The organism is Streptomyces sp. NBC_01525, assembly GCF_045040405.1.
Classification (GTDB): Bacteria; Actinomycetota; Actinomycetes; order Streptomycetales; family Streptomycetaceae; genus Streptomyces; species Streptomyces benahoarensis.
The window spans coordinates 5412951-5427505 of sequence record NZ_CP109397.1; the positions used below are offsets into that span (position 1 = coordinate 5412951).

The 14555-nt window shown below is 70.8% G+C and carries 8 protein-coding genes and 1 pseudogene; 2 read left to right on the top strand and 7 right to left on the bottom strand.

Annotation, left to right across the window (positions count from 1 at the left end; genetic code table 11):
* Window positions 1-105: 105 nt before the first annotated feature.
* From OG422_RS24145 to OG422_RS24165, 5 genes and pseudogenes are all read right to left on the bottom strand, one after another.
* Window positions 106-2619 (bottom strand): Hsp70 family protein, encoded by a 2514-nt coding sequence (locus OG422_RS24145; RefSeq protein ID WP_405745465.1) that lies wholly within the window; start codon window positions 2617-2619, stop codon window positions 106-108.
* Between the two features lie 49 nt (window positions 2620-2668).
* The gene (gene grpE, locus OG422_RS24150; protein ID WP_405745468.1) at window positions 2669-3256 is read right to left on the bottom strand and encodes a nucleotide exchange factor GrpE; all 588 of its coding nucleotides are present in this window, start codon (window positions 3254-3256) and stop codon (window positions 2669-2671) included.
* Window positions 3253-3525: a hypothetical protein gene (locus OG422_RS24155; RefSeq protein WP_405745471.1), complete on the bottom strand. Its 273-nt coding sequence runs from the start codon at window positions 3523-3525 to the stop codon at window positions 3253-3255. Before OG422_RS24155 ends, grpE begins: the two co-directional genes overlap by 4 nt.
* A complete protein-coding gene (locus OG422_RS24160; RefSeq protein ID WP_405745472.1) occupies window positions 3522-5723 on the bottom strand; it encodes a hypothetical protein in 2202 nt (733 codons plus the stop codon). The genes OG422_RS24155 and OG422_RS24160 overlap by 4 nt, the downstream gene beginning before the upstream one ends.
* Before the next feature lie 70 nt (window positions 5724-5793).
* Window positions 5794-6239, bottom strand: a pseudogene (locus OG422_RS24165) (ATP-binding protein).
* A 145-nt stretch (window positions 6240-6384) separates the two neighbouring features.
* Here OG422_RS24165 and OG422_RS24170 point away from each other — a divergent pair.
* Window positions 6385-7242: a Scr1 family TA system antitoxin-like transcriptional regulator gene (locus tag OG422_RS24170; RefSeq protein ID WP_405745474.1), complete on the top strand. Its 858-nt coding sequence runs from the start codon at window positions 6385-6387 to the stop codon at window positions 7240-7242.
* Window positions 7239-7430 (top strand): DUF397 domain-containing protein, encoded by a 192-nt coding sequence (locus tag OG422_RS24175; protein ID WP_405745476.1) that lies wholly within the window; start codon window positions 7239-7241, stop codon window positions 7428-7430. Before OG422_RS24170 ends, OG422_RS24175 begins: the two co-directional genes overlap by 4 nt.
* 61 nt (window positions 7431-7491) lie before the next feature.
* On the opposite strand, the gene OG422_RS24180 is transcribed toward OG422_RS24175, so the two are convergent.
* Together OG422_RS24180 and OG422_RS24185 are read right to left on the bottom strand one after the other, a co-directional pair.
* Window positions 7492-11562 (bottom strand): Eco57I restriction-modification methylase domain-containing protein, encoded by a 4071-nt coding sequence (locus OG422_RS24180; RefSeq protein WP_405745478.1) that lies wholly within the window; start codon window positions 11560-11562, stop codon window positions 7492-7494.
* Window positions 11562-14540, bottom strand: coding sequence for a DEAD/DEAH box helicase (locus tag OG422_RS24185; protein ID WP_405745480.1), 2979 nt, complete (start codon window positions 14538-14540; stop codon window positions 11562-11564). Before OG422_RS24185 ends, OG422_RS24180 begins: the two co-directional genes overlap by 1 nt.
* Between the last annotated feature and the right edge of the window lie 15 nt (window positions 14541-14555).

A 14555-nucleotide genomic window follows, 5' to 3' on the forward strand; every position in this document is an offset into this window, starting at 1 on the left:
TCCGGGACGCGGGTGGTTCGGGTGGCACGAAGTGCGTTCCAGCCTACGTGTTGACGGTGTCAATCGGTATGTTCGGTGTGCTGGACGCTCACCACGCCCGTTCGGCTACCGGCGCTCGGGGAACACCTGGGCGCTGTCCCGCTGCTTGCGCGCCGCCGGGGCAGGCGCCTGCGAGTGACCGGCGAGCTCGTTCAGTTTCATGTGCAGCGCGTCCTGGGCGGCGTAGTCCCCGCGAGAGGCCGCGGCGCGCAGGTCGTCCCAGGCGGTCAGGACGGGACGGCGTACGGACTCCGGGAAGCGGCCGAGCTCGGCGTCGTGGGCGGCGAGCATGGACTGCCAGGTGGTCGTGTCGAGCTGCCGCCACAGGCTGCGGGCGTGCTCCGTCGCTGCCCGCATCGCGGGCAGATCCAGCCGCTCGCGTGCCGCGTCCAGGGCGCGCCGGGCGTCGGCTAGCTCTTCGGCCGGCGCGCCGAGGCCCAGCTCCCGGCCCCGGCGCGCGGCGACGGACGCGTTGGCCGACCAGCCGCGGGCGTCCCGGCACGTCTCCACCGTGTCGCGAGCCTCGTCGAGGAATCCGTCAAGGGACCGGCCGAGGGGTTCACCGCGCACGATCGCGGTGAGCTGCTCTGTCAGTTCGGCGAAGACGCTGTGCTCCGCCGCCGTCAGCCCGTCGCCGAAATGGGCGCCATGGGTACGGATCACGTCGAGGAGCCGAGAGGCGTCGCGGCCGATGCCGTCGGCGACGGCGCTGCGGCGCAGCCGCGCGCCCAGCTCCTCGCCGTCGCCGATGCGGTAGGCGAGGTTCACGGTGCGGTTCTCGTCCAGCTGTACCCGGAGTGTGAGCCGCTCGACGCTGTCAGTGCCCCTGTCGAAGACATGCGTGTGCTCCCCGCAGAACTCGTTGCGGGCATGGGACTTCTCGTGCGGTCCTTCGATGATCCGGAAGGTCAGCGCGGTGGTGCCGTCCGGCCGGATCTGAAGGTTCTCGATGTTCTGCCAGTCGGTCGGGTACGTCGTTCCGGCGGTGAAGAGGACCGCGACGGTGCCGTCGTCGAGTGCCAGTCCCAGGTTCTGGGCGGTGACCTGTTCCGGTCGGTCGGTCCGGAACAATGTGCCGCAGGCCGAACATGCTGTCAGGCCGGTGGCGTTGACCATCTGGCACTCGGGGTCGGGGCACTTCAGTCCGCCCGCGTCCAGCGGCTCGTCACAGAGTTGGCACACGGTGGATGAGGTGGAGTTCTGCTCGCCGCAGTGTGGGCACGATGCTCGGGATGCGACGGGGGCGGCCGCCCGCAGCCCGGAGAGGCTGATGGCACAGACCGGACAGCTCGTGGTCCCCTCGGCGGCGGGCACGTGGCAGCCGGGGCAGTCGACCGTCGCCGTGCCGAGCAGAGAGGTGCCGCAGTCGGGGCAGGCGCTCTCGGTGATCGGGATTCCGGTGGTCAGGCACGGCTCGGAGGGGCAGGCGAGAGCGGACGCGAGCCCGGCCTCAATGCCGGCGCCCAGCGCGACGGCGGACATGGGGTCGATTCCGCTGTGCACCTTCCCCTCGCCGAACAGTTCGGCCAGACGGCGGCGGACCAGCGGGATGCGGGTCGAGCCGCCGACGAGCAGGACCTTGTCGATGTCCGCGGTCGTCCTGGACGCGTCGCGCAACACGCCACGGGTGAGCTCCAGCGTGCGGTTGATCTGGGCGCCGATCAGCTCCTCGAAGTCGTCGCGGGTGACCTTTCCCGTCCAGGAGCCGCCGTTCTTTCCGAGCGGCGCGAGGATGATCTCCGCTGCGGTGACATCCGAGAGTTCGATCTTGGTGCGTTCGGCGGCGGCGCGGATGCGTGCCGCGTCGCCGGTCCCGGAGAGGTCACGGCCGCCGAGTCGCTTGTCGGTGAGCATCCGGCACAGCGCGGAGTCGAAGTCGGCCCCGCCGAGCGACTTGTCCCCGCCCAGCTTGTGCACCCGGAAGTACCCCGGCCCGATGAGCAGCAGGGACACGTCGAAGGTACCGCCGCCAAGGTCGTAGACGAGCACCGAGCACATGTCGTCGTCATCCTCGACGAGGCGCTCCACCCCGAAGGCGTGGGCCGCCGCGGTCGGTTCGGGCAGGATCCGTGCGACGGTGAAGCCCGCAAGCTCCCCGGCTTCCCGCACCGCCGCGAACTGCGGTTCCGTGAAGTACGCCGGGACGGTGATGACGGCTCGCGGGAAGGGTTCACCGGCGGTGTTCTCGGCGTCCGTGCGCAGTCGTCGCAGCAGGATCGCCGAGATCTGTACGGGCGTCAGCCAGTGGGTGCCGAGCCGGATCTCGACCCCGCCGTCCGTGGACTCCCGTACCGGCGGTGCGCCCGCGGGCCGCTCGTCGAGCAGCCGCTGTACGTCGGCGTCGGCATGGCGGCGGCCGATCAGCCGCTTCACCTCGGTGATCACGGAGCCAGGCAGGTGGTCGCGCACGCCGAGCGCCTCGCTGCCCACCAGGAGGGATCCGTCGGCGCCGGTACCGACGGCGGACACCGTGGCCTGCTCGCCGTGGCGGTTGGGGAGGACCACCGGCACGCCGCCGTCCATCCAGACGGTGACGGAGTTGGTGGTGCCGAGATCGATTCCGAGAGTGCGGTACGGCATGACGTGGCCTTCGGGTGGCAGGGACGGGAGGGGGCGATGTGGAGCGGGTTCAGCGGCGGCGCTTGGAAGGCTTGCGAGGCAGCGGCTGTCGGCGCCGGGCGCGGCTGGTGCGGCGCGGCTGGTTCCGGCGCTCCCGGGTGGCCCCGCCGTCGGAGGGCTCGGCAGGTGCCGCCTGTTCGGTGGCGGGCGCGGGCCCGGGTGCGGCTAGGACGACATCGGCACGGCGCAGGCAGGCGGTTCCGTGGCGGAAGCCGGTGACGGTCTCCCGCAAGACGGTTCCCTCGGGGGCGGTCGGATGCGGTTCGACGCCCGTCGCCCGTGCCTCCACCGGGTCGGGGATCTTCCCGACGAGATCCATGGGACGGACGCCGTGGCGCGCGAGCTCGGCCCGAAGCATCCGGTGGGCGGCGTCCGTCTGCTGTTGCACGGCGGCTGCGATCTGTCCGGTACGGCCCGTTCCGGAGCAGCCGAACTGCTCGGACCGGTGTGCCGTGTCAGTGAGGAGATCGTCGAGCGGCAGCAACGCGGTGAGGAGGTCGGCCAGTTGGGCTACGGCCTCTTCGCGTTTACGGGAGAGGGCGGCGACGCGGACGCGCAGCTTGCGCAGCTCGTCGGTGCCGGGCGGGGGAGTGGTCACTTGGGTGCGGGACCTTTCGGATCGGCGGACGCCGGGAGAGGAGGGGTGAGCATTTCGCTGACGAGGGTGTCGGCGGGGGTGCGGGCCGCGTCGTGGGCGGTCTTCAGGGCGCGCTCGCGGTCCGTGTCCCGTGCGCGGCGGGCCCGGGAGACCGCCACGCCCACCGCCTTCGCGAGGTCCCCCTGGCCGATGCCCGGCCTGGCACGCGGAAGGAGCTCGAACACGGTGGGGCCAAAGGAGGGCATCGGCGTGCGGGAGTGCGCGGTCACAGGGTCTCCTGGATGTACGGCGGGTCGTCCGGGTCCGGTGTTCCCGGTGAGTCGAAGAGGCCGGGGAATATCAACGGTTCGAGGGGGAGTGAGGTCTGCCGGCCGGCCGCCAACCCCAGCGCGGACGCGGCGCGTTCGTCGCGTACGGCACCGGCTCGGTCGCCGTCGGTACGGCGGTCGCGGGCGCGCCGGTGGTACGCGACGGCGACGAGTTGGTCGTACTCCGCGGAGCGGCCCGGGGTGATCAGCAGCCCGCCCTGGAGGGCGATCAGCTCGGAGAAGCGTCCGGTGTCGACCAGTTCGGCGGCGAACGGCACGACGGTCTCCAGCGCCTGCCACTCCGCCTCCGCCCCGGTGAGCTGTGCGAAAGACGCGGCGGCGGAGAGCAGCAGGGGCACCTGCCGGGTGTAGTCGCCGGATCGTGCTCCGAGCTGTCGGACGGCCGTGTCGTACAGGAGGTGCGCGATGTCACCGTCGTCAGCCAGTTCCCCCCACTCGTCCTCGGAGGGGCGGACCTCCTCCAGTTGTCGCAGGACCCGACGGGCCTCGCTCTTCTTCCCGTCGAGCGCCTTCCGCACGGTCCGTTCGATCATTCGGTCGCGGTACCAGGAGTACACCTCGTGCAGAACCTCGGCCGGGTTCTCCGCGCGGAACCCGCGGTGCAGAAGTTCCCCGACCCGTTGCAGGCCGGGCTGTTTGCCCCGCCTGTTTCCCGTGACGACGGAAGCGATGTCGGCGAGATCCAGCGCGTCCAGCGCGTCCTGTGCCACCGGATCGCCGGGGCGTACGCACAGTGCCCGTTCGAAGCGGGTACGGCCCTGATGCCTGTCCTTCGTGCCCAGTGCTTCGGTGCCGCGCCGGACCAGGGCGGCTGCCAGCTCCTTGGCAAGGGCGGTGTCATCGGGAGCGAGCGCGTGCGCGGACTCCATCCAGAGGATGCGCTGGACGAGCGTGGCCCGCTGGTAGCCGTTGCCGTTCCGGCCGGCGCTCAGTCCGGCTTTGCGGGCCATCTCGTGGTGATGCCGGTCGAGTACGAGGCCGAGGCGGGCGGCAGAGGTGAGGTCGGCGAGGGTGTCCTGCCACGCGCCCTTCTCGAACTGCTCATGTGCCCTGGTGGCCAGGGCCCTGGCGAGGTACGGCGCGCAGGCCCGGTGGGTGTCGGATTTCATCTGCCAGGTGGCGGGTTCGCCGTGGCGGTGGGTGTACGCGGTGAGCAGGGCGCGGTGTTCACCGCACTCCTCCAGCTGCCGGGCGGCCGTGTCCGTGGTGATGGGGGAGTGGCCGGTCGCGGGCCGGTGGCCACCGAACATCAGGCCCAGGCACGGGGGAGTGGTGTCGGGCGTGGGGGGCTGCCAGGTGTCGATGGGGCACCGGCAGCGGAAGCCGTCGTTGCAGCTGCCGAAACAGTCCTCCATGCGCAGATAGGCGCGTTCGCCGCGGACAAGCTCGCCGCTGTTCTCGTGCTCCTCGACGTTCCAGACGGTCTCCCAGGCGTCGAGGACGTCATGGCCGTCGCGTTCGTCGACTGAGCGAAGCGCCGTACGAATACGGTCCGCCAACCTGTCGCATGCGGACAGCCAGTCCTGGACGTCGATGGGGGTGCCGCGCCGGGCGGTCATCAGGTTCCAGAAGCGGAGTGAGTCCTCTACGTCGAGCAGCAGACGCCAGACGGCAATAGCGAAGACCGCGTGAGCCGGATCAACCTTCTCGCTTTGGGCGAGCAACCTCAGCGCGCCGACCGCGAGCGCGTGCACCACGGCGGTGCGGCGGTTTCCGGACGGGTCGGGGACGGCGTCGAGGACCTCGCCGAACGCGCCCTGGCGGGCCGCCTGCCACACCAGGCGCCACAGCGCGTGTGCCGGGCAGCAGAGGCAAGGCACCTCGCCGGACGTGGCGTCCGGAGCGTCGAGTACGGTGCGGCCGTCGCAGTCGCAGCCGAGGTCGCAGGGCTGGTCCTCGCCGCTCGCGGGCGGGATGGAGCCGAACACCGCGAGCCAGCGGTGGACCGCCTCGGGCCAGTTGCCCGCGCGTTCGGCGAGCAGGGCGCGCAGTGCGTCGTAGGAGGCGCGGTCGTCCACGGGGAGGCTGGGACGGTCTGTGGAGATCCGGTCCAGCAGGTTGAGCGTGCGCGCGAAATTACCCGTGCCGTAGGCCTGTTCGGCCTGACGGAGCATGCGGGTGGCGTCAGTGGTGTTCAAGCAGGTCCCCCATGTGCACGTGGTGCGCGGTTGACCTTAGGTGGCGTCTGTTGGCTCGGTCAACGGCCCGTCAGATACCGGACGATGTGGCCAGTTCCGCTCGTACGGTCTTGCCACCCGGTGGGCGTGGCACAGTCTCCCAGCGGTCGGCGAGGAGGGTGACGAGGGTCAGGCCCCGGCCGCCGGTGGAGAGGTCGGGGTTCTCGCCGGCGGTTCGGGGGAGGCGGTCGCCGCGGGCGTCGGAGACCTCGACCAGGAGGCGGCCGGGGCGGGGCAGCGGGGTGTAGGTCAGGGCGAGTTCGAAGTCGCGGCCAGGGACGCGGCCGTGCAGGACGGCGTTGGCGGCGAGTTCGGCGACGACGAGTTCGGCACGTTCCGTGATGTCCGGCGGGAGGCCCCAGGCGTGGAGTTCGGTGACGGCAGGAGTCGGGCGAGCCGTGCGCCGCGGCGAGTGGAGGACAGCTGTTGCCTGAACGTCCGGGTGAAAGGCGTGAGTTGGGGGGCGGTGTGGTTCATGGGGTCAGCGTGGCCCGCGCGGGGTTGGGGCGGCGAGAGGGGAGGCCCGTACGGGAGGCCACCGTACGGGCACGCAGGGTAGAAAGTACGGGGCGTACGCCGTCACGCTAAGTGTGTTTGACCGTGCGGTGGGAAGGGGCGGCGGATGGCGATCGTGGGAGAAGGGGCCGGTGCGTTCTCAGAGGGGGAACGGGAACCGCATCCGTCGGACAGTCTGCGGACGTTCGGGGCGGTCGTGCAGACGCTGCGCGAGCATGCGGGGCTGAGCCGGGTGGAGTTCGGCGAGCGGGTGCGGTTCTCGAAGCACACCGTGGAGTCGGTGGAGCTGGGGCGGCGGATGCCGGACGAGTTGTTCATGGAGCGCGGGGAGGAGGCGACGGGGAACACGGGGGCGTTGCGGAGGGCGGCGCCGTATCTGCCGCGGGGAGAGGTGGGGCTGGCGGCGTGGTTCCGGGAGTGGGCGCGGCTGGAGCGGACAGCGGTGAGTCTGTGTACGTACGAGTGCAGGCTGGTGCCGGGGTTGCTGCAGTCGGAGGCGTATGCGCGGGCGGTGTTCGAGGGCATGATTCCGGTGGTGACGGACGAGCGGCTCGAAGCGCTGCTGGCGGCGCGGGCGGAACGGCAGCGGATGCTGGTGGAGCGGCCGACGACGTTGTTCAGTTTCATCGTCGAGGAGCATGTGTTCCGGCGGCGGTTCGGGGATGTGGAGGCTATGCGGGGGATGCTTGATCATGTGCTGGCAGCGACGGCGCCGCGCAACGTGATCCTGCAAGTGGTCCCGCTGGAAGGTGTGTTGCATGTCTGTCTGGACGGCCCGGTGCAGGTGCTGGAGACGCCGGAGGGGCGGCGGCTCGGCTATGCGGAGGGGCAGGAGAGCGGGCGGCTGATCTCCGACCCGAAAGGTGTCAGTCTGCTCTGCCAACGCTATGAAACACGGCGCTCCCAGGCCCTCAACCCTCAGGAGAGCAGGGCCCTTCTGGAGCGACTGCGAGGAGAGCAATGACGAGCGGAACGGCGGAACTGTTCTGGTTCAAGTCCAGCTACAGCGGTAGCCAGGGCGACAGCTGCGTGGAGGTGGCCATCGCCGAGGCGGCCGTCCACGTACGGGACTCCAAGGATGTGGCGCGTCCGGCCTTCGCCGTCGGCCGCGACGGGTGGGGACGGTTCGTTCGGTTCGCGTTGGAGCGCTGATAGGTCGAGGGGCGCCGTCCGCTGTTGTGTAGCGGACGGCGCCCCTCGCGTTGTCCGGACGTCAGCCGTCCTGGCGGGCCGGGTGGCGCGGACCGTGCCCCGGGGGCGGGGTGAGCGTGGACCGGTATGTGCCGGAGTCGCTCTCGTCGAGCGGGGTATCCAGGGTGAGACCGGCGGCGGCCATGCGGTCGTACTCGGCGAGGATCAGGTCCTTGGTGCGGTAGGTGCCGTGGGCCGCTTCGTCCTTGCGCTTCACGATGGGGAAGGTGTCGAGGATGTACGACACGTCGTCGCGGGTGATGCCGTAGAGGTGAAAGAAGAGGGCGTCGAGTTCGGCGCGGATGATGGTGCGGCGGGAGTCGTCCCAGTGGAAAGGCGTGCCGGTGTCGCCGAGGTCCTGTGCGAAGGGCGCCATGTCCTGTGACGTGTAGGTGAGTTCGAGAACGCGGGGGGTGATAAAGGAAGCCAAGGGTGCAGCCGTGGACGGTGCAGGAACGGGAATCTGCTGGGACGTCCCCTGAGGGATGCTCGGCTGAGTAAGGCTGTTGCGCAGCGCAAAGTCGTACGCGAAGGAGTTGTACGCAGCCGACAGGATCGTCAGCGATTCAGCATCGGGGCCAGCTGAGATGATCCATCCGTAGGATGCCGGACCCCAGGGGATAAGTGCTGCGATCTGGGTGCGGTCATCGGTGCTCCGCGCCACACGGCGGTGGCCCAGTAGGGCCGATGTGCAGGCAAAAGGCCTGCGTCCCTGACGTACGGCAGCGTCCTCAGGGGTGACCCAGTATTGGGGCTGAACTACGAAGTCCGGGTCGTCGAGTTCCAGAACGGACACCTCCTCCTTTCCGGCTGAGTCAGCGAAGCGGTGAGTGAACTGATGCCCCATGCGTCCTTCGTACAGCGGCAGCAGTCGCTCCTCCCCGCGCGCCAGCTGGTTCCCGTCGAGTCGCCAGCCGTCCGCGAGCATCGAGTCGAGGGTTTCGCCGTTGGCGGCGGAGGGGCGGAAGAGGTGGGAGTCGTGGGACATGTTGAACAAGCCCTGCATGAATGACACGCCCCACGGGTTGCTGTTCGCCTTGTCGGACTCCTTGAGGAGCACCGGCACGCGGCGGTAGATGCCGAGGGTGATCTCGGCGTCGCGGCGGGAGCGGAAGACCGGGCAGGTTCCGGTGTTGGGGTTGAGGAGGGTGATCTCCTCAGGGGTGAGGGCGAAGACCTTGCCGGGGGCTTCCAGTTCGACCGGGTCGTGGGTGAAGAAGGCGAATCGTGCCGCCGGTTCACGTTGTGAGCGGCCGACGAGGGACAACACGCAGAACTTCATCCGAGAGTCCACCGCCGGGAAGAGACCGCTGCGGTTCTCGAAGTCGAACAGCGCCGCCAGCGACCCCGCCGACACCAGGTCCTTGAAGAAGTACTGCGTCCGCGCGTCCGTCGCGATACCCGTCGGCACGATGACACCGGTACGCCCCCGGCCCCCGGTCAGGATGCGGTCAGCCTCGGCGAACAGCGCGTACAAGTTCAGGTTGCCCTGCCCCGTGAGGGGATAGCGGTGAGAGTTGCGCAGGAAGTGGCTCGCGCCCAGCATCGTGCGCTTCGCTGCCTCATGCTCGTTGTACAGATCGAGAGTGTCAGGGTCATCCTTGAGTGCCTCGATCTTCTTCTTGCGCGCCGCCGTGTTGTTCGTGGCCGCGATTTCTGGTGCCCGCACCGCGAAGAACTCGACCTCCGGAAGGCTCACGCTGTCCCACGGCGGATTCCCCACCACCGCGTCGAACCCGCCAGCCCACCCCGTCGCCGGATCGACGCCCGCCCCCGACTCCGGGACGGCGAACACCTCCGGGAACTCCAGGTGCCAGTGGAAGAACCGGTACCGCTCGCTCAGCGCGAGCACCTCCGTCAGCGTCGCGTCGTTCACCGCCGCCGTGTCCCAGGCGAGCAGGCTCCGTACGACGTCGTGCGTCGGTGCCTCCGGCGCGCCCGGCTGCTTCGGCCAGACGAAGGCGGCACACCACGTGTCCGCCGTCTCACGGTCGCGCGTGTACGCGGTGGAGGTCACGTAATCCTCGTACGCCGCCTGCTGGGCGTTGACCTCGATGAGGTCCTCGGACGGAGCGTTGGTGATGCTGCTGAGCTGGGCCGCGAGGCGTGCATTGCTGGGGACCGTGACCTCGGACTCGGCGAACAGGTCGCCCTGGCCGCCGCGTTGGGCCCTATTGCGCTTCTTGAGCGCGGCCGCGTACTTCTTGTCGTCGCCCTCGATCGCGTCGAACGCCTCGTCGGGCACTCCGCCCGCGAGGAGTGACGGCGTCGTGCCGAGCAGCGCGTTGCCGTACCGGACATGCGCGTCCAGGAACCCGAGCGCCTTCCCCGGCTCCATCGCCTCCAGCCACAGCGACACCTTCGCCAGCTCCACCGCCATGGGGTTGAGGTCGACGCCGTAGATGCACCGCGCCACGACCTCCCGCAGCGCGTGCCGCACCGCGTCCACCGTCGGCTCCGGGTTGTGCTCGCGTACCGCCGCGACCCGCTTGGCGATCCGTCGCGCCGAGGCGACCAGGAAGTGTCCGGAACCGCACGCCGGGTCGCACACTGTCAGGCCCAGCAGCTCCGCGACGATGTCGTCCGCCGGATCGGGACGCCCGCCGGCCGAGGCCCGCTGCTCGCCGCGCTTGACCGCGTCGTCGATCACCGGGTCGAGGGTGGTGTCGAGCAGGCACTCGATCAGCGACGACGGGGTGTAGTAACTGCCCGTCGTCTTACGGCTGTTGCCCGCCACTTCGACCAGCTCGAACGACCGGTCCGCCGCCGAGTGCTTCGGCTCCAGTTCGAGCAGCGACTCGTACACCGAGCCGAGCTCCTCCGCGTCCAGGTGCCGGTAGTCGACGGCCCGCCACCGCCGCGCTCCCGGGTCGTGGACCTGAGCCAGGTACCCGACGGCCTGGAGCAGCGACTCGTTGGAGAGCTTCAGCCCCTCCAGCGGCGCGTCCGCGTCCGTACGCGAGAACAGCCCGCCGAGGCCGGGCAGGCCCAGCTCGGGCCGGCCGCCCTCGATGCCGAGCGCGTCGAGGACCAGGCGCAGCGCCTCGTACTGGTCGCCGTGCGCGGTGCCCTGGCGCCGCCGGGCCCGCCTGCGCAGCCGGTCCGAGGAGAAGTACCGGGCGTACGCGGCCCGCGCCCCCTCGTCCGCTGCCGGGTCGAGCAGCGCGTCCCGGTCCTCGGCGACGAAGACGAAGAGGAGCCGGTAGACGAGCCGGAGGAGCGCCGCCTGCAGCGCCTTCGGGTCGGTGTCCTCGCGCAGCCGGCCGTTGTCCGGATGCCGCAGGAATCCCGTACCGAGCACGGTCAGTGCCTGCTGGACACCGAGCCGCAGCTGGTCCAGGGCACGGGCGCCGGAGGTGACGGCTTCGGTCCGCCACTTCTCCAGCCAGCACCCGGACGGCGCCGCCCCCTCCGCCACCTCGAACCGCGACGCGTGCAGCACGCAGTACAACAGCACGAACTCGCTGAACAGTTCACCGTCGAAGATCGCCTCCAGGTCGAACTCGACGTACGCGGCCGTCGCGAACGACGACGAGTCGCGAAGCAGCCGCAGCGTCCGACCGTTGGTGAGGACCGCCCACAAATGGGCCTCGGTCCGGTTGAGGCAGTCCTGGACGAGGGACTGCGGCGGCACCTGCCCGGCCGCCGGCCGCTTGTCCGGTTCCTGGTTCCAGGGGATCAGGTGGAGCAGCGCGGGCCCGTGCCGGTGCGAGATACGGAACCGGGTCTCCGTATCGGAGTCGGCGGGGATGCCTTCCGGGCCGACCTCCGTCAGCGCCCCGAAGTCCAGCTTGCGGAAGAGCTGGGAGAGCCAGTCGGAGGAGGCCCGGCCGGTCGGGTCGGCGGCGGGCGCGCCGGTCTCCGGGTCGGCGGGCAGCGCGGCGCGCAGTTCGCGCCAGAGCGGCTTGAGGTACTCCCAGGCGCGCTCGGCCTCGTCGCGGACGGTGACCGAGCCCGGCAGCCCGTAATCGGCGGACTTGGTGCCCGGCAGGTTCCGTGCCTCGGCGATGCGGACGAGCATGTCGCCGGGGAGCAGCCCGCCGACGGTGGTGACGGCGGTGAAGACCGGTGCGGTGCGGGTGGCGGCGGACATCAGGCTTCGGCTCCGGTCACGGTAGAGGCGGAAGAGGTAGCAGGGGCGGATACGGCGGCGGGCTGCTGCGGCAGATACACGTACACACCGAGTACGTCGGCGGGCTCCTGCGGGACGACCTTCAGACCGCGGACGATCTCTGCACGGTCGCTGGTGTCGGCCTTCCGTACCCGGCGGTGCGAGGCGTTGAGGTCGGCGGCGAGGGCGACACCGTACTCGGTGATGTGGCCGGACAGTTCGGGGAGTCCGTCCAGGGTGCGGGTGATCTGGTTGCGGGCCAGCTGCTCGTGGGTGTTCGTGGCAGCCCGTGCCCCGAGGAGCGCCGCTGCCGCGTCGTCGTCGAGCCAGCGGGCCCGGGACGGCAGGCCCTCGAAGGCGAGCAGCCGGGCGTCCTCGGCGACGATCTGCCGCTCCCCGGTGCGGGACGGCAGCGTCAGGTGGAAGCGGTAGCGGACCAGGAGCAGGGTGGTGCGGATGGTGACCGCGTCCGTGGTGACGACGCCGCAGCGGCGGGCCGGGCGCGGGCCCGGAGTGTTCGCGTCGAGGGCCGAGTCGAGGACGTACGAGGCGAGCGCGCCGACCGCCGGGTCGGTGCGGACCAGGGCCGCCTCGCCGCGCCCGATCGCCGGGGAGGCGCGGAAGGGGATCTCCCGGTCCTCCTCCACGATCCGTCCGCCGAGGACCGCCGCGAGACCGTCGCGCACACCGGCCGGCGTACCGCCGACCTGCGCGGCGAAGTCGCCGGAGCCGTCGCGGGGGTCGCGGACCTGGGCGTCAAGGTCGCGCAGCGCCTCCAGGACGAAGTCGCGGACCTCCTCGGAGCCGCCGAGCGCGGCCCGTACGGCGGTGACTTCGCGGGCCACCTCCTCCGGGTGGATGGCGCGCTGCGCGTACTTCGAGCGGGAGGTCCGCTCGCGCTCGGCGGCTGAGTTCCACTCCCGTTCCATCCGGTCCAGGGACTCCTGGTGGCCGTCGAGGTCGAAGAGCCCTTCCTGGGTGCCCTGCCTGCCGTGCAGGAGCAGCCATTCGACCACCGCGTCGGTGACGCCCGAGGCCGTCTCGTCCGGGACGGATACCGAGATGCCGAGGTCCTTCTTGATCTGGCGGTGCTTGGCGAAGAGGACTTCGAGGACCTTGCCGTCGATGCCGTTGTCCTCGCCGAACATGGTGATCACGCGGACCTGGTCGCGCTTCTGCCCGTACCGGTCGACGCGGCCCTCCCGCTGGTCGTGCCGGGTCGGGTTCCACGCCAGGTCGTAGTGGATCACCGCGTCGAAAGCGTGCTGGAGGTTGACGCCCTCGGAGAGGCAGTCGGTGGCGATCAGGACCCGGCGGACGGCCGGGTCGTCGGCGTCCTCGGCGGCCAGCTTCTCGATGCGCTCCAGGCGCTGCTGCGGGGAGAGCGTGCCGGTGACGGCGGCGATCCGCGTCTTCGCCCCCAGCTTCTTCTCCAGGTGCGTCGCCAGATATTCGGCGGTGGGGATGTAGCGGCAGAAGACGATCGGGCTGTAGCCGTCCGCGATCAGCGACTTGAGATGCGCGGTCAGCGCCTTGAGTTTGGCGTCGGACGCCGGACCGTACAACTCGGCTGCACACGCGGCGAGTTCACGCAGCCGCGGGTCGCCCTGCTCGCTCTCCGCCGCGCCCGGCGCGACGTCCATGCCCTCCAGCCGGTCACTGTCCGAGGAGTCACGGGTCAGCGGGGCGCCGAGGGCGTCCGCCTCGACGGCGGTCCGGGCGGCGGCGGACTCGGAGCGGGTCTCCAGGGTGCGGGCCGCGGCGGCGGGCGAGGACACCATCGACCGGAGCAGCGCGATCACCGACCACCAGGCGATCCGGGCCTCCCGCTTGCCCTGGCGACCGGCGGTCTCCACCCGGTCCGCGGCGTAGGCGATCGCGTCGTCGAGTAGCGCCCGGTAGGCGGGGGTGAGCTTGTACGGTTCGTCCTTGGTCCACCGGTCGGAGGGGAACGCGGTCCGCTCGACGAGGGAGTCGTCGGCGAGACCGTCCTCCTTGGTGAGGTACTGGCGCACGTCGGCCCGCTTGCGGGCGACGAAGTGCTCGGCGAGACGGGCCCGGTCCGCCGGGCTCTCCAGATCGACCGTGGCCAGGTCCGGCCGGACGAGACCGAGCAGATTGCGGAACGCGGACTCCTTGCCGGAGTGCGGGGTGGCCGTGAGCAGCAGCAGATGCCGGTCCTCGTCAGCGGCGACCCGCCGCAGCAGTTCGTAGCGGAGCTGACTGGTGGACGAGGAGGCCGGGCCTTGCGCGTCGTCGGCCGCGACGCAAGTGTGCGCCTCGTCCACCACCACCAGGTCCGGACAGTGCCGTACGAAGTCCTCGCGGTGCCGGGTCGACTTGATGAAGTCCGTCGAGATGATCGTGAACGGGTGCCGGTCGAAGAGCGACTGCCCCAGCTCCAGGCCGCGCTCCAGACGCGACACGGTGGAGGCGAGGACCAGCTCAGCGTCGATACCGAACTTTTCCCGCAGCTCCCCCTGCCACTGCTCGGCGAGCGAGGGGGAGCAGAGCACCGCGAGGCGGCTCGCCTCGCCCTGCGCGAGGAGCTCCTTGACGATCAGGCCGGCCTCGACGGTCTTGCCGATGCCGACGTCGTCCGAGATCAGCAGCCGTACGGTGCGCTGCCGCAGCGCCATGAGCAGCGGCACCAGCTGGTAGGCGCGCGGCTCCACGGCGATCGACGCCAGCGCGCGGAAGGGCCCGGCCCCGGAACGGAAACCGATCCGCAGCGCGGTCCGCAGCAGGCCGGCCGCCCGCTGGTCACCCAGGTCGGACGGGCTCGGCGCCGCGAACTGGGCGGGCCGCACCTCCTCGAAGGCGGGAAAGACCGCCGCGACGTCGTCCTCGCCGCCGCCCAGCGGGCGCAGCACCAGCATGCCGGAGGCGCTCTCGGGGAGCACCACCCATTCCCGGCCGCGGGCGTTCACCAGCGAACCGGCCGTGTACGTGGGGCTCATGGGTCTCTCGGTTCC